Below are 22290 nucleotides of genomic sequence, written 5' to 3'. Positions count from 1 at the left end.
GTATGGTTGGAATTATTTTAGCAAGTCATGGTGAGTTTGCTAAAGGAATCTTACAATCTGGTTCAATGATTTTTGGCGAACAAGAAAATGTTAAAGCTGTTACATTAATGCCAAGTGAAGGTCCAGAAGATGTTAAGAAAAAAATTGTTGAGGCAATTGAAACGTTTGATCAACAAGATGAGGTTCTTTTCCTAGTTGATTTATGGGGAGGCACACCTTTCAATCAAGCAAACACATTGTTTGAAGAGCACAAAGATAATTGGGCTATTGTTAGTGGATTAAACTTACCAATGTTGATTGAAGCGTACGCAATGAGATTATCTGAAGAAAGTGCTCATAAAATTGCGTCACAAATTGTCACAACTGGTAAAGATGGAATCAAAGTTCGTCCAGAAGAACTTGAACCAGAAGAAGAGAAAAAAGAAGTAGCACAACCTGAAGCACAAATGGGCTCAATCCCACCAGGAACAGTGATAGGTGATGGAAAAATTAAGTTTGTGTTGGCTCGTATTGACTCTCGTTTATTACATGGTCAAGTCGCAACAGCATGGACAAAAGCAACTAACCCAACACGTATCATCGTTGTGTCAGATTCAGTGGCAAAAGATGACTTACGTAAGAAATTAATTGAGCAAGCAGCTCCTCCAGGGGTTAAGGCTAACGTTATTCCAGTAAGCAAAATGATAGAAATCGCAAAAGACCCTCGTTTTGGTGGGACACGTGCGTTATTATTATTTGAAAATCCAGCAGACGTTGTTCGTGTGATTGATGGTGGTGTGAAGATTGATGAAGTAAACGTTGGATCTCTAGCTCACTCTGTTGGAAAAGTTGTTGTGAATAAAGTTCTTTCAATGGGACAAGAAGACGTAGAAGCGTTTGAACAGTTAAAAGCAGATGGTGTGAAGTTTGACGTACGTAAAGTACCAAATGATTCAAAAGCAAATATGGATGAGTTGCTTAAAAAAGCTAAAACAGATTTAGCTAAATAAATTATAGGAGGGATATCATGTCTGTATTATCAATTATTTTAATTATTATAGTAGCCTTTTTTGCAGGAATGGAAGGGATTTTAGATGAGTTTCAATTTCACCAACCATTAATTGCCTGTACGTTAATCGGATTAGTATCAGGACACTTAGAAGCAGGGATTCTTTTAGGAGGATCACTACAAATGATCGCTCTAGGTTGGGCAAACATTGGGGCAGCAGTAGCACCAGACGCGGCTCTAGCTTCAGTAGCATCAGCAATTATTTTAGTTAAAGCTTTAGGAGCACAATCAATTTCAGTTAAAGATGCTGTATCATCCTCAATCGCAGTAGCTATTCCATTAGCAGTTGCTGGCTTATTCTTAACAATGATCGTTCGTACACTTGCTGTACCAATCGTTCATATGATGGATAGCGCAGCTGAAGAAGGAAATATGGGTAAAATTGAGCGTTTGCACATCATGGCTGTTTGCATGCAAGGGATTCGTATTGCCATTCCAGCAGCAGCACTTTTATTTATTCCAGCTGAAACAGTACAACACTTTTTAGAATCAATGCCAGCTTGGTTAACAGAAGGTATGGCAATTGGTGGGGGAATGGTAGTAGCTGTTGGGTATGCAATGGTTATTAACATGATGGCAACAAAAGAAGTATGGCCATTCTTTGCAATGGGATTTGTGATTGCCGCTATTTCAGATATCACATTAATGGGATTAGGAGCATTAGGTGTTGCCTTTGCATTAATCTACATTAACTTGTCTAAAATGGGTGGTTCATCAAATTCTGGTGGTGGAAGCAACACAGGTGATCCACTAGGCGATATTTTAAACGATTACTAATATAGGAGGAAAGAAAAAATGGCAGAAAAGATAGAATTATCGAAAAAAGATCGTATGACCGTTGCGTGGCGTTCAACATTTATCCAAGGCTCTTGGAACTATGAACGTATGCAAAATGGTGGTTGGGTATTCTCAATGATTCCAGCTATTAAAAAATTATACAAAACAAAAGAAGAGCAATCTGAAGCGTTAAAACGTCACTTGGAATTCTTTAATACACATCCATACATTGCTTCTCCTATTTTAGGAGTAACACTTGCCTTAGAAGAAGAGCGTGCCAATGGTTCGGATATTGATGATGTGGCTATCCAAGGGGTTAAAGTTGGGATGATGGGACCTCTTGCCGGTGTTGGAGATCCAGTATTCTGGTTTACCTTACGTCCTATGTTAGGAGCACTTGGAGCTTCTCTAGCAATGGGTGGAAGTATTTTAGGGCCAATTATTTTCTTCGTAGCATGGAACCTTATTCGTTGGGGATTCATGTGGTACACACAAGAATTTGGTTACCGTGCAGGATCTAAAATCACTGATGATTTATCAGGTGGGTTATTGCAAGACGTGACAAAAGGTGCTTCTATTTTAGGGATGTTTGTTCTGGCAGCACTGGTGGAAAGATGGGTATCCATTGATTTTAAACCAATTGTTTCTAAAGTACCATTAGATAAAGGAGCCTATGTTGACTGGGCAAATCTTCCAAATGGTATGGCTGGTGTGAAACAAGCGTTTGAAGAAGTTGCTTCTGGTCGTGCGTTAAGTGATATTAAAGTCACAACATTACAAAATAACTTGGATCAATTAATCCCAGGTTTAGCACCATTATTATTAACATTCTTCTGTATGTGGTTACTTAAGAAAAAAGTTAGTCCAATTGTTATCATCATCGGTTTATTCATCGTTGGTATTTTAGGACACGTCATCGGCTTACTATAAAAGGCAGAGGTCAACTTTTGACCTCTCTTTTTATTTAGAGATTTGTTCTTTGGATTAAAAATGATATGATAGTAAAAAGGACGTGAGAATGTGGTACAGTCTTTAAACACAAAAATTGATTTAGTAATTGATGCAACTGCTTATACAGGATTAACAGATTACGGTGAAATTATGATAGGTGATAAAGGGTTCGAGTTTTATCATGGTCGTGATCCAAGAAAATTTATCCAAATACCTTGGGAAGAAGTCGACTATGTTGTGGCTTCGGTTATGTTTAAAGGGAAATGGATTCCGCGATATGCTATTCAAACGAAGAAAAATGGCACGTATACCTTTTCATCAAAAAAACCAAAAGTTGTATTACGAGCTGTAAGAGAGTATGTTGATCCTGAAAAAATGGTTCATTCATTAAGTTTTATGGATGTCGTAAAACGTGGAATAAAATCAACATTTAAAAAGAATAAATGACAAACTTTCGAAAAAATGAGTATCAACTCGTTTCCTCGAAAGTTTTTTTATTTCCCAAACTATTGATTTAAACGTATTTTTAATGTTACTTCAACAAAAATCAATCCTTTTATGAAAATAAATTTGAAATATGATTGATTTTATCATCTCAATCATATATTATATTCATTATATTATTAGATTATTCTAATTTATTTCTAATTAAAAGGAGGAGCATTAAATGAAAAAGAAAATAAAGTATTTACTGATGTCTGCAACAGTACTAACTCTTGTAGCCTGTGGTAATAATACAGCAAAAAATGATACTAGTAGTAAAAACACTTCAGGAGGTACAGAAGAATTAGCAGATGAACAAGTTTTTACGGTTAACGTGCCACAAGAAATGCCAACAGCTGATTTATCATTAAGTACGGATGTTATTAGTTCCGTTGCGTTAAATAACGTATATGAAGGGATTTACCGTTTAAATGATAAACAAGAACTTGAACCAGCTGGTGCAAAAGAAAAAGTGGAAATCAGTGAAGATGGTCTAACATATAAAGTAAAATTACGTGAAGAGTCTAAATGGTCTGATGGCGAGCCTGTTACGGCGAAAGATTATGTTTATGGTTGGCAACGTACAGTTGATCCCAAAACACAGTCTGAATATGCTTACCTTCATGGTGCAGTGAAAAATGCTGAAGCGATCACTGCTGGTAAAAAGGATAAAAGTGAATTAGGAATTAAAGCAGTTGGTGATTATGAGCTAGAGATTACCTTGGAAAAACCAACACCTTATTTCGAAAAACTATTATCATTTTCAACATTCTTGCCACAACGTCAAGATATTGTAGAAAAATATGGGGATAAATACGCAGCAAATAGTGAGAATGCTGTATATAATGGGCCGTTTGTTTTAGCTGAGTTTGATGGACCTGGTACTGATACAGAGTGGGCATACGAAAAAAATGATACTTATTGGGATAAAGACAACGTGAAATTAGATAAGATTAAAGTAAGTGTTGTTAAATCTGATGCAACCAGTCTAAGTCTTTATGAAGATGGACAAGTTGAAGATATTAAACTAAATGGTGAATTAGCACAACAAATGGCAAACAGCGAAGATTTTGTCACTGATAAAGAAGCAGGTGTTCGTTATTTAGAATTAAATCAAGCTGATAAAGACTCACCATTTAAAAATGAGAACTTTAGAAAAGCTGTTGCTTACTCAATTAATCGTGAGGCATTAGCGACACAAATTTTATCAGATGGTTCTGTTGCCGCTACAGGTTTAGTTCCAACAGATGTTGCTGAGGGACCAAGTAGTAAAAAAGACTTCTCTGAAGAAACAAAAAATAAAGTGGGCTATGATGCAACAAAAGCCAAAGATTATTGGGAAAAAGCGAAAAAAGAATTAGGTAAAGATAAATTTGAAATCAACATCTTATCTTCTGATGATGATTCAACTAAAAAAGCAACTGAATTTATTAAGGGGTCACTTGAAGATGAGTTAGATGGTCTAACAGTTGAATTAAGTCCAGTACCATTTGCTGTTCGTCTAGAACGTTCAAACAGTGGTGACTTTAGTACAGTATATGGTGGTTGGGTAGCAGATTATGCTGATCCAAGTAGTTTCGTTGATTTGTTTGTTACGGGAAGTTCATATAATAGAGGGAAATACTCAAACGCTGAATATGATAAAAAAATCGAGTCTGCAAGTGTAACAAATGTTTCTGACCCTGAAAAACGTTGGCAAGATATGGTTGATGCAGAAAATATCATCATGGAAGATATGGGAATGATTCCATTAATCCAATCTGCAGAAGCTCATTTAAGATCACCAAAAATTAAAAATGTCGTGGTTCATCCAGCTGGAGCTCGTTATGACTATAAATGGGCTTATAAAGTAAAATAGCTTAATGATTTATATCATTAAGCTAAGTTAGTTAGATTATTATTAGTAGTAAGCTACTAGCTACTAGGATGACACCTACTATTAACCAGTAAACTGGAGAAAATGAAAATGTCGTAGAAAAGGGAGTGAACTCTTCCTTTTCTCTATTTTTTCTACGATGGAATAACTGATGCATTTGTTCTTGGCATCGGTCGAAAAAGCCAGATGAGAAGACAATAATAATTCCAGCAACAATCAAAAAGCCTAAAGAGAGTATAAAATACCCGTTAGATAAGGCTATTTTTGTAATAGGTTGGCCAGTAATAAGCTTAAAAACTGGAACAATAAGGTAACAAATAAGTAAACTGATAATCATTTTTTTAGACATAATGACCACTTTCTTGAAAAGGTATAATAAATATTATTTTAAGTGAAGTTAAAAGTAAAAGTCAATGTGTTTTTAATTACTTATAGGAGGAAACTAAATGGGGAATTTTGCTAAGTACTTTCTTAAGCGGGTAGGATACATGCTATTAACATTATGGTTAATTATTACCATTACATTCTTTTTAATGAAATTATTACCAGGATCACCATATGCTAATCAAGAAAAACTATCCCCTGAACAAAAAGAAATATTGGATAAACAAGCTGGTTTAGATAAACCAGTCATTGAACAGTACGGTATTTATATGACAAATGTAGTTAAAGGCGATTTTGGAACGTCATTTCAATTTAAAAACCAACCTGTTTCAAAACTTTTGAAAGAACGTGTGGGACCATCTGTTCAGCTTGGTGCTCAAGCGATTATTTTCGGGACGCTAGTTGGGATTCTACTAGGAGCAATTGCTGCGATGCGGCAAAACACGTGGGTAGATACTATCGCCACCTTGATAGCAATACTCGGCCGATCGATACCGAACTTCGTCTTTGCCGTGTTATTACAATACGTGTTTGCAATTAAATTAGGCGTGTTACCAATTGCCAAATGGGATCAAGGATTTGCCTCTACGATTTTACCGACACTTGCCTTAGCAATGTCTCCACTGGCTGACTCGGCAAGATTTATCAGAACAGAGATGGTAGAAGTATTAAGCAGTGATTACATTGAATTAGCAAAAGCTAAAGGGTTAAGTCGTATGCAAGTAGTATTTAGACATGGATTAAGAAATAGTTTAATTCCATTAATCACACTCTTAGGGCCATTAGCCGTTTCACTGATGACAGGATCACTAGTAGTTGAGAATATTTTTGCGATACCAGGAATTGGTGAGCAGTTTGTAAAATCAATTATGACAAATGACTACCCAACAATCATGGCTGTAACGATTCTATTTTCAACAATGTTAGTCGTAGTGATCTTAATTGTCGACTTATTATATGGTGTTGTTGACCCAAGAATTCGAGTATCAGAAGGAGGAAAAGACTAATGGAAAAAATAAATGTTAAAGATATACCAAAAGACTTGTTTAAACCATTACCCCCTTCAAAAGATTTAGAAAGAGAAAAGATAAGTGCCCCATCACTAAACTTCATGCAAGATTCATGGAGACGATTAAAGAAAAATAAAGCGGCGGTTGTGTCGATGATTTTATTAGTGATTGTCGCAATTGTAGCGTTTGGGTCAATTTGGATTACGCCACACAATCCAACTAAACAAAACCCACAATACATTAACTTGCCACCAAAAATTCCTGGGGTATCAATTAATGGATTTAATGGAACAGCTATTGTGGGTGGTAATAGAGTAGATAAATACGAACAAGCTAAAGTTCCAGAAGGTGAGTATTTTATTTTAGGGACAGATGGTTTAGGACGTGATGAGTTATCTCGTTTATTGATGGGGACACGTATGTCTTTAATTATTGCCTTGACTGCAGCCTTTCTTGATTTAACGTTCGGTGTTATTTACGGACTGATATCGGGGATGAAGGGCGGACGAGTCGATACCGTCATGCAGCGTATATTAGAGATTTTATCTGGTATACCAAACTTAGTTGTGATGATTTTAATGTTAATGATTTTTAAACCAGGGATGTTATCCATTATTTTAGCAATGATTATAACGGGTTGGATTACAATGGCTCGTATTGTCAGAGCTCAGACACTTAAAATCAAAGACCAAGAATATGTTTTGGCAGCGACAACTTTAGGAGAAAAACAATCTAAAATTGCGTTTAAACACGTGTTACCAAATATTTCCGGGGTAATTATTGTTCAGATGATGTTTAGTATCCCGTCAGCGATTTTCTTTGAAGCCTTTTTAAGTTTTATCGGGTTAGGTTTAACACCACCGACAGCTTCTTTAGGAACGTTACTTAACGAAGGATACAAAACATTTAGATTTTTACCTCATTTAATGTGGGCGCCAGCAATCACACTGTCTGTTATCATGATTTGTTTTAATCTGTTAGCAGATGGGTTACGTGATGCGTTTGATCCGAAAATGAACGACTAACAGGAGGAATCATAATGACAGTAGAGAAAATATTAGAAGTAAAAGATTTAAATATTTCATTTGATACTTTTGCTGGTGAAGTTCATGCGATTCGTGGGGTTAACTTTGATTTACATAAAGGCGAAACACTTGCTATTGTTGGTGAGTCTGGTTCTGGTAAATCAGTTACATCAAGAGCGATTATGCGATTATTGGCGAATAACGCCAACATCACTAAAGGAGATATTTTATTTAAAGGTGAAAACTTGCTAAATAAAACGGAAAAAGAGATGCAATCTATTCGAGGAAAAGATATTGCGATGATTTTTCAGGATCCGATGACATCTCTTGACCCAACAATGAATATCGGAAATCAAGTAGCAGAGTCACTTAGAAAACATAAAAAAATCAATAAAGAAGAAGCATTAGATCGAGCACTAGATTTACTTAAATTAGTTGGTATTCCGAATGCTGAAAAACGTTTAAAGAACTATCCTCACCAATTTTCAGGAGGGCAACGACAACGTATCGTTATTGCAATTGCCTTGATATGTTATCCAGAAATTCTGATAGCTGATGAGCCAACAACGGCTTTAGATGTGACCATTCAAGCTCAGATTATTGAATTGATGAAAGACATTCAAAAGAAAATTCAAACATCTATCATTTTTATTACCCATGATTTAGGCGTAGTGGCAAATGTTGCCGATAGAGTCGCGGTTATGTACGGAGGACGAATTGTGGAGATTGGGACTTCAGATGAAGTGTTCTATAATCCACAGCATCCTTATACGTGGGGGTTACTAAGTTCGATGCCAACACTTGAAACAAAAGAAGAAAAACTATATGCCATCCCAGGCTCTCCACCAGATTTATTGGATCCACCAACAGGGGATGCTTTCTATCCTAGAAATAAATATGCAATGGAAATTGATAAACTTGAAGCTCCACCATTTTTTGAAGTGTCGCCAACTCATTATGCAGCAACTTGGTTACTTGCACCAGGCGCACCAAAAGTGACACCTCCATTAGAGATTGTTAAACGACAAGAAGAATACAAAAAAGGTTTGCGTAAGGAGGATCCTATATGACAGTAGCGAATAAAACGAGACTTTTAGAAGTAAAAAATCTAAAACAATACTTTAATGTCGGTCGTCCTGACGAAGTAAAAGCAGTAAATGATATTAGTTTCTACATTAACGAAGGCGAAACATTTGGCTTAGTAGGTGAGTCTGGTTGTGGGAAATCTACAACAGGAAGAAGTATCATCCGTTTGTATAATACAACAGGTGGCGAAATTATTTTCGATGGTGAAGATATTACGACAATAAAGGGTCGTGATCGAATGAATAAATTCCGTCGTGACGTTCAGATGATTTACCAAGATCCTTATGCCTCTTTAAATCCTCGTATGAAAGTACGAGATATTATTGCTGAGGGAATTGATATTCATAAACTAGCTAAAAACGATGAAGAACGAAATAAACGAGTCAATGAATTATTAAAACTAGTTGGTCTTGATCCAAGTCATGGCACACGTTATCCTCATGAGTTTTCAGGAGGACAACGTCAGCGTATTGGTATCGCACGTGCCCTTGCAGTGGAACCAAAATTTATTATTTGTGATGAGCCGATTTCAGCTCTTGATGTATCAATTCAAGCGCAAGTTGTTAATCTTTTACAGGAATTACAAGAACAACAAAAATTGACATACTTATTTATCGCCCATGATTTATCAATGGTAAAATACATTAGCGATAGAATAGGTGTGATGTATTTTGGAAAATTAGTAGAAGTAGGTAGCGCGGAAGAAATTTATAAATATGGTTTACATCCATATACTGAAAGTTTACTCTCAGCTATCCCATTACCAGATCCAGAATATGAGCGTCATAGAGTAAGAACAACATATCATCCAACAGATACTGAGGCGACTGATTTAGAATTACGAGAAATTGTACCAGGGCATTATGTCTATTGTAGTGCGTCTGACGTAACAACCTATCAAGAGAAATTAAGAAAACTAAAAAAATAAAATATAGCAAAGTGACAGCTGAGAGTAGCTTAAAAAATTATACTTTCAGCTGTCACTTTGCTATATTTTATAAATATTATGAATTTGTTGTAGTAAATATAGTTTTAAAAACCCTTGTATAAGTGAGCAATATTTAATAATAATGTAATCCTTCTTTTTAATTTATTTAGATACAATTGAGAATTCTTTTATTTTTTATTCTTATTTTAAAAGAGTAAATAAAAAACGAAATGTGTGTCAAGGTTTTAATTATGTAAAAAAATATATTTTTTAATTTATAAATTGCATATATATATGAATTTTTTGAGGTTTTTAAATAACAAAATATGCTATTTTTGTGAATTTTCATTTAAAGATGATTAATTATCAGATTTTACGTATTGTTAGGAAAAGTTTGATATGGCGGGTTTTTTAAAAAAGAGATATAGTATGAACATAGCCAAGAAATAAAATAGAATTAAATTTTTACAAGAAAAAAATAACAGGGGGTAGGAGCTATGAAAAAAATAGGATATGTTTATGCTTCTAGTGAGGAAAATTACGTAAAGGAACAAATTGATGGATTAAACAGTTTAAATATTGAAACTGTTTCTATTGAAAAAGAAACAAATGAAGAAATTACACAAAGTGACACAGTTTTGAATGAAATAGTGGAAAATCTTGGATCAGGTGATCAATTAGTCGTTTATGAATTGAGATGTTTAGGGAAATCTGTGATTCAGTTGGCTGAGTTTTTGGGTCAATTAAAAGACAAAGGAATAGGATTAGTTGTTGTTAAAAAAGGTGAGGCATATAGTGATATTGATGATGCTGCCTACTTAGAAATGGTATTAAAAATTGCTGAGATGGAAAAGTTAATTATTAGAGAAAGAACAACTAAAGGTTTACAAGAAGCTCGTCGTAAAGGTCGTGTGGGTGGACGTCCAAAGATTTCTCAAGAAACAATCGATCAAATCAGATTCTTATACAATAATAATCGCTACACATTAAGACAAATCGCTGAAGAATGTAATATTTCTTTGGGAACAGCCTATAAATACGTGCAAGAAAGATAAATCAAAAGACTAGCTAACGAAAAATTAGCTAGTCTTTCTTTTATTTTAATTGAGATAAATCGTTAAAGTATTGTTTATATGATAAGTAGCTGGCTATCATCGTTGAAAAACCAGTTGTTGCAATCAACATGAACATGATGACAATTTGATATCTAATCGCTGTTGTTGGATCAATACCAGCAAACATTAAACCAGACATCATACCGGGTAAACTAACAAGACCAACTGTTTTTGCTCTGTCTATACTCGGAGACATCGCGGCTTTAATGCTTTCTCTAACAATAGGTAAAGTTGATTGTTTCTCTGTGGCTCCTAAAGCTAATTTTTCCTGTACTTGTTGACGTTGATCTTCGAATTTGGTTGCCATTGAACGATACCCAACCCCGACAGCCGTCATCGCATTACTCGCAATCATTCCGGTGATGGGAACAATTTGTGAAGGCGTCCATTTTAAAGTGCCAGATAAGAAAAGAATGGCTAAAGATAAAATCGTTCCAAATCCGATGGAGATTAAAGAAATTTGAAATGCTTTGTCTAAATGAGTCGCACGTTTTCCAGCATGGTGTGCCGCATTTAAAATGATAAAAGCTACCATAACTAAGGTTAAAAGAATATTGTCTAATTGAAACACAAAACCTAATACATATCCGATAATAAATAATTGCACGACGGTTCTAAAAGCTGAAATAAAAATATCCTTTCCAAGTCCGAGTTTTTCTTTGTAATCAATCACTAAAGCAACCACGATTAACAAACTCGCTAACAATAGTGACGTATTTGAAATATTTAAGTCTGTCATCTATTTCTCCTCCAAAATTCCATCAACAATACTTAGCTGACGTTTTCCAAGTTTAAATTCGCCATTATCATGAGTCACCCATATAATGGTTTTGCCTTTTAAATCTTCTGTGATGAACTGTTGAATGATTTCTTTATTTTCATCATCAAGTGCACTTGTCACTTCATCTAATAATAAAACGTCAGGTTCAAACACTAAGTTTCTTACAAAAGCAATTCGTTGTTTTTCTCCTCCTGAAAGGTCGACAATCTTTTTATCAAGGTAAGATTCGTTAAGTTTGAATCTCTTAAGCAGTTTTGTTACTCTTGATTTATCAAATTCGGCTTGTCTGATATCAAAAGGAAACTTTAAATTATCCATAACGGTTTCATCAAACAGTGTTGGTTGTTGAAAAAAATAGGAAACTTCTTTTCTGTAATCTGTGATCTGTTCTTTTTTTAGAGTTTCTCCTTTATAGGTTAAGCTTCCAGATGTTGGAGTAATCATTGACGCAAGTATTTTAAGTAATGTACTTTTCCCGCTACCAGAAGGTCCACTAATTGTGATAAAATCTCCAGCTTCAATAGTTAGATTGATATTGTTGAGGATGGTTTGATTTGGTACGGAATAAAAAATATTTTTCAAGTTAAATAAAGTTGTCATAATAATCTCCTTTTTCATTTTCTTTATTATAGTATAACATTATAATTATTACTATTTAATATAAATGAGTGTATGATAATTAATTCATTTTGTTTTTATTATTTTCTTTCTGTTGAAATCGTTTCGCTTATAGAGTAGGATATCAAAGAAGGAATAAAAAACGAGCGGGGGATATTAATGACAGCAACAAAAGGTAGACCAATTGTCATAGGTGTAACTGGTGGGTCTGGAAGTGGTAAAACAAGTGTCAGTCGTGCAATATTAAAAGCATTACCAAATCATTCTATATTATTATTTGAGCAAGATTCTTACTATAAAGATCAAAGCCATTTGTCATTTGAAGAACGACTAAATACTAACTATGATCATCCATTTGCTTTTGATACTGAGTTGTTAATCGAACATTTAAAAGATTTGATGGAATACAAAGCCATTGAAAAACCAGTTTATGACTATGAGGCACATACTCGTAGTAAAGAAGTAATCTACCAAGAACCAAAAGAAGTTATCATACTTGAAGGTATTTTAATTTTAGAGGATGAACGTTTAAGGGACTTGATGGACATTAAAGTCTATGTTGATACAGAAGACGATATTCGTATTATTCGTCGTATTAAACGTGATATGCATGATAGAGGACGGTCACTTGATTCAGTCATCGGACAATACTTAAGTGTTGTTAAACCAATGCATCAACAGTTTATTGAACCAACAAAAAAATATGCTGATATTATTGTTCCAGAAGGCGGAAAAAATCAAGTTGCAATTGACTTGTTAACAACAAAAGTAAGAAGTATACTTGATAAATAGAAATATTAGGAGGAATTAACATGACAACATTTCCACAATTAGATTTAGAAAATGCTAAAGTAACAGCAACAATTAAAACAAATAGAGGTGATATCAAAGTCGCTTTATTCCCAGAACAAGCCCCTAAAACAGTTAAGAACTTTATTGAATTAAGTAAAAAAGGATATTATAATGGTGTAATTTTCCATCGTGTTATTCCTGATTTTATGATTCAAGGTGGGGACCCAACAGGAACTGGTATGGGTGGCGAAAGCATCTACGGTGAAAAATTTGAAGATGAGTTCTCTAAAGATGTATTCAACTTAAGAGGAGCTTTATCAATGGCAAATGCAGGCCCAAACACAAATGGTAGCCAATTCTTTATCGTTCAAAATAAAAACGTTCCATCTAATATGTTATCTCAATTAGAAGGTGCTGGCTTTCCAGAAGAAATTATTGAAGCATACAATAATGGTGGTACACCTTGGTTAGATTTCAGACATACTGTATTCGGACATGTAATTGAGGGTATGGATGTTGTAGATGAAATAGCTGGTGTTAGCCGCGACTCACAAGATAGACCGATGCACGACGTAACGATTGATGAAGTCTTAATAGAAGAATAAAAATTTAAGTCCACTTAATTTAGGCTCTTTGTCAAATAGGACTGATGAGTGAAATTTGTAAGATGATGAATGTGAGAGTAATCTCACATTTATCATCTTTTTTAGTTATTTTATTTTTATAAGGCTGTTTATCAAGAAAATCCTTATTCTCATATTGTGAAATGATTTGAATCCGTATGACACGCTTTTAAGTTTTTTTATATGGGTGTCTTAGGTTCAATTTTTCCGGTCGACTCGTTTAAGTCATGATTATTATGTCATTTTAAATCCAAATATGATCATATATTTTTCTCTAAACTTATATAAACTATTATTCTATTAGGATGATTACAGTATTTAACTATGTTATGATATGAAGTAACAATACGAAAATAGGAGGTTTATTATGCGAGATATTATATCATTGGAACCTGTAGAGGAGTTAGTCGTCGAAAGAAATTTGATACCAGTTGCACTAACAGATGAAACCATGAATGAACGTCTTGAAAAAGTAATCAGTCGAATGATAGAGGAAAACTTGGACTCATTAGTCATTTATTGTGATTTAGAACATGGTGGCAATTTTGAATACTTAACAGGCTTTGTTACACGTTTTGAAGAAGGATTGCTCGTTTTACATAAAAATAAAGACGCCTACTTAATATTAGGTAATGAAAATTTAAATAAAGCACCTAAATCACGTATTAAAGCTAAGGGAATCCATATGCCGCATTTGTCATTAGCAAATCAACCAATGGATGATGATAAACCAGTTGTAAATTACTTTAACGAAGCTGGACTAACCAGTGATATGCAAGTTGGTGTAGTTGGGTGGAAATTATTTACTAGTCAATATGGTAATGACAAAACTTATTTTGATTTACCTAATTTTTTAGTTGATGGCCTAAAAGAAGTTGTTGGAGAAAAAAATCTATCGAACCAAACAGGTCTTTTTATTAATAGTGACACTGGAGCAAGAGTGACGAATAACAGCAATGAAGTCGCTCATTATGAATTTTGGGCACAATTATCTAGTCAAAGTATGTCTAAAGGATTGCAAAAATTTGATGTTGATGTATCAGAAATGGAAATTGGAGATGTTATGCAAGAAAAAGGTCAGCCAAGAAGTGTCGTGACCATTACAGCAACAGGCGAACGTTTTGTCAAAGCAAACATGTATCCAACAGATAAAAAAGTGACATTGGGTGATCCAGTATCAATGACGGTTGGCTATAAAGGTGGACTAACGTCAAGAGCAGGATATGCTGTTGAAAAAGCCAGTCAACTTCCAAAAGGGCAAGAGGATTATTTAGATGCTTTAGCTAAACCTTATTTTAATGCTATTGCGACTTGGCTTGAGACAATAAAAATTGGGATGACCGGTCGAGAAATGTATGACGTAATAGAAAAAGTGTTACCGCAAGAAACATACGGATGGCATCTAAATCCAGGTCATCTATTTGCGGATGAGGAATGGCTATCTTCACCAATTTATCCTAACTCCAATATTCGGCTAAAAAGCGGGATGATGTTTCAAACAGATATTATTCCTTCTCTTTCAGGCTATGCTGGGACAAGTTGTGAGAGTGGGATTTTATTAGCCAATAAAGAATTACAAAAAGAGATAAAAGAAAACTATCCAGAAATGTATGATAATTTTATGAAACGAAGAGAATTTATTAAAACACAACTAAATATTGATATTAGTGAAGATGTATTGCCTATGACAGATACAGTGGCTTATTATCGACCATTTTTCTTAGATAAAAAGCAGGCATTAAAACGAAACAAATAAAAAAATCATTATTTATTCCTATTATATTTTTATAATAGGAATTTTTTTTTGTTATAGTGGTACAGATATCTTGTTTGAAAGAAGGAACGAATCATGGATTCACAAACTAACTTTGATGATATCGTGCAACTCTGTCTGCTTTATGGCAAAATTTTACAAGAGAGTAATGCAACGAGTGATATGATAAATGGAAATATACAAAAAATAATTAACCATCTAAACGTAGAAAATGATGAAATATCAACATTTAATGCTGAAACGAGCTTTGTTATTATTAATCGTCACGATAATACGGTAAAAATGATTCCAGTTGAACATTCTGGATATAATTTTGAAAAAATACTTCGAGTAGAAAGGGTACTAGATGATTTTTTGGCTAATAAATTAGATACCCAATCTTTTCTAAATGAATTAAGAGTGATTAATAATAAAACTTATTCTTTCCCAAAGCGCATAAGAGTCATTAGTGCAGCCCTTGTTTGTGGTGGAATGAATGTCATTATGAATGGCTTGAATTGGAGTTTTTTGACGACGTTTTTCTTAGGTATTATTGGTTACTGGTTGTATTTAAAAATTAAAGAAACAACAAAAATTAATATCTTTGCGATTTTGTCTTATTCAACCATTATTTGCTTTTTGATTGTTGGTTTAGTTAAGCTTAATATTGTTGTAGAGCCGTATTCAATTTTATTTAGTTGTATAATGCCATTATTACCAGGCACGACATTTGTCAATGCGATTCGTGCCATGATGGATGGTAATTATTTAACAGGCATAATTCAGTCGATGGATGCTTTTAGTACGGCATTAATGTTAGGGTTACCTGTAGCAATTATTTTTTCAAGTGTGTTGTAAGGAGATGGCTGAATGCTGATTAAATTATTTTTTAGTTTTGTCGCCGGATGCGCGATTGCGATTCTTTATAATATAGAAAAAGATTACACACTGTTATGTGGATTGTCGGGGATGCTTACGTGGTTCATCTATTATATTTGTACAAAATTGTCCTTTAGTGAGGCGATGTCTTCCTTGATTGCCTTACTATCGTTAATCTTTTTTTCTCATCTTCTAAGTAAATGGAAAAACGTCTCTAGTTTGGTTTTTAATATGCCAGGAATTATGCCGATAGTTCCTGGGGGATTATTATTTAAAACGTTTAACAATTTAACTGAGAAACATTATGAAGTAGCACTACATTATGGGTTTCAAGCTTGTTTAGTGGGAGGAGCGATTGCGATAGGGTTTATTATCAATGAAGCGGTATCTAAAATTTTATTGGCAGCTAAAGTTAAAATAGAGGAAGAGCCATTTATTAACAAAAAAAATAAATCATCTTAAAATGTAAAACGGTATCAAATGATAGTCACCTGTAACTTTAAATGTTAAAATGGATAAGATGAGTATTTAAAGTAAGGAAGTGAAAAAATGGTTCAAGTTAAAGATATTGTTAATCAACTTCACTTAGATGTTTATTCAGGAGAGGATTTTTTAAATCATACTGTTACTTCTAGTGAAATATCAAGACCAGGATTGGAATTGACAGGCTACTTTAATTATTATCCATATGACCGAATCCAAGTCCTAGGGATGAAAGAAATTACCTTTATAGAAAAAATGACATCTGCTGAAAAATCAATGATTTTTAAAAAATTATGCAATGAAGACACACCTTGTTTTGTTATTGCACGAGGTCTGAGTATACCAGAAGAATTAGTTAATGCGGCAAATAAAAAAGAAATACCGATTATACAGTCAACAATCTCTACCTCACGTTTGTCTGGGATGATTTCAAATTTCTTAGAAAGTCAATTAGCAGAACGTGTGTCGATTCATGGCGTGCTTGTTGAAGTCTATGGATTAGGGGTATTAATTCAAGGAAGCAGTGGTATTGGAAAAAGTGAAACAGGTCTTGAGTTAATTAAAAAAGGACATCGCTTGATTGCAGATGATCGTGTCGATATTTACCGTCAAGACGAACGAACAGTCATAGGTGAGTCACCAAAAATTTTAGAGCATTTAATGGAAATTCGTGGTGTTGGTATTATTGATGTGATGAATTTGTTTGGGGCAAGTGCTGTGAGAAATCATGCCCATATCTCACTAGTTGTCAACTTACAAGACTGGAGTGTCGACAATACGTTCGACAGATTAGGTTCTGGTACAGAATCAATTGATTTAGCTCATGTTCCAGTACCAAAAATTACGATTCCAGTTTCCAATGGACGTAACGTTGCGACCATTATTGAAGTCGCTGCGATGAACTTTAGAGCTAAAACAATGGGGTATGATGCGACGAAAAAATTTGAAAATAATTTAGCACAATTAATTGCTGAAAATTCTGAGAGTGATAAGGAGTTTGATAAATGATTGCAGCGATAAATCCGACAGCTTTTCATATTTTTGGTATAGGCATTCAGTGGTATGCGATTATCATCGTGTCAGGAATAGTCCTTGTGTCATGGTTGGCAACCAAAGAGGCTGTTCGAGTTGGATTAAAAGAAGATGATGTTATTGATATGATGTTATGGGCGTTACCCATTTCGATTATTGGAGCAAGGCTGTACTATGTTATATTTGAGTGGCAATATTACTCACAGAATCCTATCGAAATTTTTGCGATACGAAATGGTGGGCTCGCAATATATGGTGGATTAATTGCCGGTGGACTGGTACTGTATTTTTACACGCGACATCATTTCATTAATACATGGACGTTTCTAGATGTTGCAGCACCAAGTGTGTTGTTAGCACAAGCAATCGGGAGATGGGGGAACTTCATGAATCATGAAGCCTTTGGAGAAATTACAACCAAAGGGTTCCTTATGAAACTTCATCTACCTAATTTTATTATTGAAAATATGTATATTGATGGGGCGTATAGACAACCAACGTTTCTATACGAAAGTTCATGGAATGTGTTAGGGTTTATCATTATAATTTTACTAAGACGAAAAGAACATTTCTTTAAGCAAGGTGAAATTGCTTTAACATATGTTTTATGGTATTCATTTGGGCGTTTCTTCATCGAAGGAATGAGAACAGATAGTTTGATGTTCTTTGGTGGCTTGAGAGTGTCACAAATACTATCTGCTGTTTTGTTTATTGGAGCAATGATTCTAATAGCAATTCGACGTCGTAATAAAGAGTTACCATACTATAATCGCTCGTATAGTATTAAATAAGAAGTAAGATGTGAGGCGTTTTCGTCTCTTATCTTACTTCTTTTAGTAACATATGATAAAATAGATTTACTAATGTTTTTTTAAGGAGACAATTAATTTTATGAAACAAAAAATTGCTGTTTTAGGAGCAGGATCATGGGGCACAGCTCTAGCTATGGTTCTCGTAGAAAATGGTCATGATGTGACGATTTGGGGAAATAAAGAAACGCAAATAAATGAAATAAATGAGAAGCACACAAATACGCATTACTTAAAGGAAATAACGTTACCAACGGAATTAGTGGCAACAATTAATCTAGAAGAAGCGATTAAAGACGCTGATGCTGTATTATTTGTTGTGCCGACAAAAGCGATGCGAGATGTATCGAAACAATTTAATGAAGTTTGTCAAAATAAACCAATTGTCATCCATGCAAGTAAAGGCTTAGAGCAAGACACACATAAACGTATTACTGAAGTACTTGAAGAAGAAATTTCTCCAAGTCATCGTGAAGCGATTGTAGTATTGTCTGGGCCAAGTCATGCTGAAGAAGTGGCTGTAAAAGATGTGACAACAATTACGGCAGCATCAAGCTCAATGGAAGCTGCTGAATACGTTCAAAAGTTATTTTCAAATGATTATTTTAGAGTATATACCAACAGTGATGTGATTGGTGTCGAGATGGGCGCTGCGTTAAAAAATATTATTGCGCTTGGATCTGGTGCTTTAAAAGGGTTAGGTTATGGCGATAATGCACGTGCGGCTATTATGACACGTGGATTAGCTGAAATTAGTCGATTAGGTGTGGCAATGGGGGCGAACCCTTTAACATTTATTGGCTTAAGTGGTGTCGGTGATTTAGCTGTAACGTGTGCTAGTGAACACTCTCGTAACTTTAGAGCAGGATACTTGTTAGGAAAAGGCAACTCTTTAGATGATGTGCTAGATAATATGGGCATGATTGTTGAAGGGGTTTATACAACAAAAGCGGCATATGAACTAGCGCAAGAAAGACAAATTGAAATGCCAATTACTGAAGCGATTTATGATGTTATTTATAACGATAAAGATGTGTCATCAACAGTTAAAAATATTATGCTTAGAGAACATAAATCTGAGCAGGAATTATAAAGGAGATAGTAAACAATGGTTAAAGTTAAAAAGGCTGTTATTCCAGCAGCAGGGTTAGGAACGCGTTTTTTACCAGCAACAAAAGCAATGGCAAAAGAGATGTTACCAATTGTTGATAAACCAACGATTCAATTTATCGTAGAAGAAGCACTTGCTTCAGGGATTGAAGATATTTTAATCGTCACAGGCAAGGCAAAACGCCCAATCGAAGATCATTTTGATTCAAACTTAGAACTTGAAACAAACTTAAAAGAAAAGGGTAAATTAGAGTTATTAGAGCTTGTTGAAGAAACAACTGGTCTAAACTTACACTTTATTCGTCAATCACATCCTTTAGGGTTAGGTCATGCTGTCTTGCAAGCAAAATCATTTGTAGGCAATGAGCCATTTGTCGTGATGCTAGGTGATGATATTATGGAAGATGATATTCCTTTAACAAAACAATTAATCAATGACTATGATGCGACTCATGCTTCGACACTTGCTGTGATGGAGGTGCCAAAAGAAGATGTGTCAAAATATGGCATCATTAACCCAGGTGGTGAAGTAGCTAAAAACTTGTTCAATGTCAAAAACTTTGTAGAAAAACCACCAGTAGAAAAAGCACCAAGTAATATGGCGATTATCGGTCGTTACCTATTAACACCAGAAATTTTCCAAGTTCTTGAAGAACAGGAACCAGGAGCTGGAGGAGAAATCCAATTAACAGATGCGATTGATACATTAAATAAAACACAACGTGTATTTGCACATAACTTTACTGGAATTCGTTATGATGTTGGTGACAAATTTGGCTATATGAAAACAAGTATTGAATATGGTTTGAAACATCCTCAAATTAAAGATGATTTAGCCCAACTTATTTTAGATTTGAGTGAAGACATCAAAAAAGAAAAAGGCATCACAACAAAAAAAACTGAGAGTAAAAAAACTGAGAAGGAATAATTCCCTTCTCTTTTTCTTGTTTAAAGGAGATTATCATGGAAATAAATAAAGCGATTTTGCACATTATTGATAAAGATTCAGGTCAATTGATTTGTTCACAAGCTGAACTTGACTTACGAGAATTTTATGTGAGTCAGTATATGGAAACTGTTTTAAAAAGACTTGATAAAGGGGAATACAAGCATGGTATATTGTCTGAAGACAATGAGATTGTTCCTTTTATTAAAGAAGTGGAAACAGATTTTATTAAGGCAACACAAGATATTGCGCAATCGATGTTTGATGTGTTAGCTATTAGTGAGGATGCACCAAGTGGGGATGTGTTGTTTTTAGATATGCAAGATTTAGAGGAAAATCACTCGTTAGTGGTGATTAAATTTAACTATAAGCCGCAGTTCACTCATCACGTAACTTATGTAGATGACGTGATGCAAAACAACATCATTTTAAATCGAACAGTGTTTCCTTCAGTAACCCAGAAAATAGATGAGTGTTTTATCGTTAATTTGAATGACTTAGCCACACGAGTGATTGAAAAACGTTACATGTTTGAAGGTGAGAAACGCTTCTACTTTACAGAACGATTACTACAGCTTGATCCACTTCCAACTGTTAGTGAGAAGTTAAAAATTGTTAAAAAGGCAGTTAAACAAGTCGCAAAACGATACAACGAAGAAGAATATGTCAGTATGAGCCAAGCACAACAAGCTATTTTTGAAAGTATCGAATCTGATGGAATCATTGACACACAAAAAGTGGCAGATGTTGTGTTTAAAGGCAATATTTCTGCCAAAGAAGAGTATCAAGAGATTATTGAGAAAACCAAATTCACAGAAGACATTCCAGAAAATATTGTGAAATATGAAAAAAAATACAGTAAACAAAAGTTTAAATTAGCAAATGGGATTGAATTATCTATCCCAAGTGATGTGTTTAACGATCCAAACATGGTTGAATTTATTAATAATCCTGATGGCACCGTATCAGTAATGATAAAAAATATTGAAGAAATCATAAGTAAGTTTTAATGTGTAAAATGTTTATCTAAAAATGTCGCCATTGTTTTCATCGTGTCTATTGTTAGAATATGGGGTTCATCAATCCCTGTGTCAAAGACCATTTGTTGTCCAAAAGATTTATGTCGATAGGTTTCAAAAAAATCGTGACTTGCATGGTATGGGACTTTTTCATCTTTTGTTCCATGCCAAAAATAGATTGGGCGGTCTGAAATCTTTTCTGGTTGAGCGTTTAAATCATAGTGTTTTGTCCATGATAAACTATCTTCTAAATCTTGTGGCAATTGGATATTTCTTTGCTTACTGTAAAACACTAATCGGTCAATAAATCCCTGATAATCAGGTGTTCCCATTAAGATTGCAGCAGAGGTGATATCGGGATGCTTGGTTAGTAATCCAGCACTTGTCATACCACCCATGGAAAAACCAGCAACAGAAAGTTGGTTATTTAGAACGAATTGTTTTTTATATAAATAATCTTTAATTAGATTAAACTCAATTAAATTATGTTGAATGCTAGACCAAAAAGTAAATGATGGAATTTTTGAACGATTTTCAACACGTCTTGAACCGTGATACATTGCATCAGGTATAATTACCCGATTATTTAGTTGTGCAAGTTTCCTCGCAGGAGTTAAAGCAAGTTCTTTTGAGGTTTGCCAACCGTGATAAAATACGATGCACGGAAGTTCGTCATATTGATAATCCTCAGGAACTACTTCAAGAACTGGAATATGTTCTATCATTCTCTCTTTCGTAATAGTTTTCATAAACATCACTCCT

General features: G+C 34.4%; 24 protein-coding genes. 20 read left to right on the top strand and 4 right to left on the bottom strand.

Annotated features, from left to right (window positions below):
- Nucleotides 1-2: 2 nt before the first annotated feature.
- The 5 genes from BHY08_RS06865 (at nucleotide 3) to BHY08_RS06845 (ending at nucleotide 5117) form a co-directional block, all read left to right on the top strand.
- A complete protein-coding gene (locus BHY08_RS06865; protein ID WP_071457166.1) occupies nucleotides 3-989 on the top strand; it encodes a mannose/fructose/sorbose PTS transporter subunit IIA in 987 nt (328 codons plus the stop codon).
- A gap of 17 nt (nucleotides 990-1006) precedes the next feature.
- Nucleotides 1007-1825, top strand: coding sequence for a PTS mannose/fructose/sorbose transporter subunit IIC (locus tag BHY08_RS06860; RefSeq protein WP_071457165.1), 819 nt, complete (start codon nucleotides 1007-1009; stop codon nucleotides 1823-1825).
- 18 nt (nucleotides 1826-1843) lie between these two features.
- Nucleotides 1844-2755, top strand: coding sequence for a PTS system mannose/fructose/sorbose family transporter subunit IID (locus BHY08_RS06855; RefSeq protein ID WP_071457164.1), 912 nt, complete (start codon nucleotides 1844-1846; stop codon nucleotides 2753-2755).
- Nucleotides 2756-2845: 90 nt separating this feature from the next.
- Nucleotides 2846-3223, top strand: coding sequence for a DUF956 family protein (locus BHY08_RS06850; RefSeq protein WP_071457163.1), 378 nt, complete (start codon nucleotides 2846-2848; stop codon nucleotides 3221-3223).
- A 220-nt stretch (nucleotides 3224-3443) separates the two neighbouring features.
- Nucleotides 3444-5117, top strand: a complete 1674-nt coding sequence (locus BHY08_RS06845) for a peptide ABC transporter substrate-binding protein (RefSeq protein ID WP_071457162.1) — start codon at nucleotides 3444-3446, stop codon at nucleotides 5115-5117.
- 31 nt (nucleotides 5118-5148) lie between these two features.
- Here BHY08_RS06845 and BHY08_RS06840 read toward each other — a convergent pair whose 3' ends face one another.
- Nucleotides 5149-5484 (bottom strand): DUF3899 domain-containing protein, encoded by a 336-nt coding sequence (locus tag BHY08_RS06840; RefSeq protein WP_071457161.1) that lies wholly within the window; start codon nucleotides 5482-5484, stop codon nucleotides 5149-5151.
- Between the two features lie 97 nt (nucleotides 5485-5581).
- Here BHY08_RS06840 and opp3b point away from each other — a divergent pair, with 97 nt between their 5' ends.
- The 5 genes from opp3b to BHY08_RS06815 all read left to right on the top strand — a co-directional run bounded on the left by opp3b (nucleotide 5582) and on the right by BHY08_RS06815 (nucleotide 10623).
- Nucleotides 5582-6526 carry an oligopeptide ABC transporter permease gene (gene opp3b, locus BHY08_RS06835; protein ID WP_071457160.1) on the top strand — a complete coding sequence of 315 codons (945 nt, stop codon included), beginning with the start codon at nucleotides 5582-5584 and terminating at the stop codon, nucleotides 6524-6526.
- The gene (opp3C, locus tag BHY08_RS06830) at nucleotides 6526-7554 is read left to right on the top strand and encodes an oligopeptide ABC transporter permease (protein WP_071457159.1); all 1029 of its coding nucleotides are present in this window, start codon (nucleotides 6526-6528) and stop codon (nucleotides 7552-7554) included. The genes opp3b and opp3C overlap by 1 nt, the downstream gene beginning before the upstream one ends.
- Nucleotides 7555-7568: 14 nt before the next feature.
- Complete coding sequence (locus tag BHY08_RS06825; protein ID WP_071457158.1) at nucleotides 7569-8624, top strand: ABC transporter ATP-binding protein; 1056 nt, start codon at nucleotides 7569-7571, stop codon at nucleotides 8622-8624.
- Complete coding sequence (locus BHY08_RS06820) at nucleotides 8621-9568, top strand: ABC transporter ATP-binding protein (protein WP_071457157.1); 948 nt, start codon at nucleotides 8621-8623, stop codon at nucleotides 9566-9568. The genes BHY08_RS06825 and BHY08_RS06820 overlap by 4 nt, the downstream gene beginning before the upstream one ends.
- A gap of 497 nt (nucleotides 9569-10065) precedes the next feature.
- Nucleotides 10066-10623, top strand: a complete 558-nt coding sequence (locus BHY08_RS06815) for a recombinase family protein (RefSeq protein WP_071457156.1) — start codon at nucleotides 10066-10068, stop codon at nucleotides 10621-10623.
- 40 nt (nucleotides 10624-10663) lie between these two features.
- On the opposite strand, the gene BHY08_RS06810 is transcribed toward BHY08_RS06815, so the two are convergent.
- Nucleotides 10664-11422, bottom strand: coding sequence for an ABC transporter permease (locus BHY08_RS06810; RefSeq protein ID WP_071457155.1), 759 nt, complete (start codon nucleotides 11420-11422; stop codon nucleotides 10664-10666).
- Nucleotides 11423-12064, bottom strand: coding sequence for an ABC transporter ATP-binding protein (locus tag BHY08_RS06805; RefSeq protein WP_071457154.1), 642 nt, complete (start codon nucleotides 12062-12064; stop codon nucleotides 11423-11425). It abuts the gene before it with no gap.
- A gap of 177 nt (nucleotides 12065-12241) precedes the next feature.
- Here BHY08_RS06805 and udk point away from each other — a divergent pair, with 177 nt between their 5' ends.
- The 10 genes from udk (at nucleotide 12242) to BHY08_RS06755 (ending at nucleotide 21519) form a co-directional block, all read left to right on the top strand.
- Nucleotides 12242-12874, top strand: a complete 633-nt coding sequence (udk, locus tag BHY08_RS06800; RefSeq protein ID WP_071457153.1) for a uridine kinase — start codon at nucleotides 12242-12244, stop codon at nucleotides 12872-12874.
- Nucleotides 12875-12894: 20 nt separating this feature from the next.
- The gene (locus tag BHY08_RS06795; protein WP_071457152.1) at nucleotides 12895-13479 is read left to right on the top strand and encodes a peptidylprolyl isomerase; all 585 of its coding nucleotides are present in this window, start codon (nucleotides 12895-12897) and stop codon (nucleotides 13477-13479) included.
- A 394-nt stretch (nucleotides 13480-13873) separates the two neighbouring features.
- The gene (locus tag BHY08_RS06790; protein ID WP_071457859.1) at nucleotides 13874-15253 is read left to right on the top strand and encodes a M24 family metallopeptidase; all 1380 of its coding nucleotides are present in this window, start codon (nucleotides 13874-13876) and stop codon (nucleotides 15251-15253) included.
- A 93-nt stretch (nucleotides 15254-15346) separates the two neighbouring features.
- Nucleotides 15347-16108 carry a threonine/serine exporter family protein gene (locus BHY08_RS06785; RefSeq protein WP_071457151.1) on the top strand — a complete coding sequence of 254 codons (762 nt, stop codon included), beginning with the start codon at nucleotides 15347-15349 and terminating at the stop codon, nucleotides 16106-16108.
- Between the two features lie 12 nt (nucleotides 16109-16120).
- Complete coding sequence (locus BHY08_RS06780; protein WP_071457150.1) at nucleotides 16121-16591, top strand: threonine/serine exporter family protein; 471 nt, start codon at nucleotides 16121-16123, stop codon at nucleotides 16589-16591.
- Nucleotides 16592-16678: 87 nt separating this feature from the next.
- Complete coding sequence (gene hprK, locus BHY08_RS06775; protein WP_071457149.1) at nucleotides 16679-17620, top strand: HPr(Ser) kinase/phosphatase; 942 nt, start codon at nucleotides 16679-16681, stop codon at nucleotides 17618-17620.
- On the top strand, nucleotides 17617-18435 hold the full coding sequence (lgt, locus tag BHY08_RS06770; RefSeq protein WP_071457148.1) for a prolipoprotein diacylglyceryl transferase: 819 nt from the start codon (nucleotides 17617-17619) through the stop codon (nucleotides 18433-18435). Before hprK ends, lgt begins: the two co-directional genes overlap by 4 nt.
- Before the next feature lie 100 nt (nucleotides 18436-18535).
- Nucleotides 18536-19546, top strand: coding sequence for an NAD(P)H-dependent glycerol-3-phosphate dehydrogenase (locus BHY08_RS06765; protein WP_071457147.1), 1011 nt, complete (start codon nucleotides 18536-18538; stop codon nucleotides 19544-19546).
- A 15-nt stretch (nucleotides 19547-19561) separates the two neighbouring features.
- Nucleotides 19562-20491 carry a UTP--glucose-1-phosphate uridylyltransferase GalU gene (galU, locus tag BHY08_RS06760; protein WP_071457146.1) on the top strand — a complete coding sequence of 310 codons (930 nt, stop codon included), beginning with the start codon at nucleotides 19562-19564 and terminating at the stop codon, nucleotides 20489-20491.
- A gap of 35 nt (nucleotides 20492-20526) precedes the next feature.
- The gene (locus BHY08_RS06755) at nucleotides 20527-21519 is read left to right on the top strand and encodes a nucleoid-associated protein (RefSeq protein ID WP_084657207.1); all 993 of its coding nucleotides are present in this window, start codon (nucleotides 20527-20529) and stop codon (nucleotides 21517-21519) included.
- Here BHY08_RS06755 and BHY08_RS06750 read toward each other — a convergent pair.
- Nucleotides 21516-22277 carry an alpha/beta fold hydrolase gene (locus BHY08_RS06750; protein WP_071457144.1) on the bottom strand — a complete coding sequence of 254 codons (762 nt, stop codon included), beginning with the start codon at nucleotides 22275-22277 and terminating at the stop codon, nucleotides 21516-21518. The genes BHY08_RS06755 and BHY08_RS06750 overlap by 4 nt on opposite strands.
- Between the last annotated feature and the right edge of the window lie 13 nt (nucleotides 22278-22290).

The sequence above is a fragment of the Vagococcus teuberi genome (genome assembly GCF_001870205.1).
Classification (GTDB): Bacteria; Bacillota; Bacilli; order Lactobacillales; family Vagococcaceae; genus Vagococcus; species Vagococcus teuberi.
This window is presented reverse-complemented; position numbering and strand designations above follow the sequence as displayed.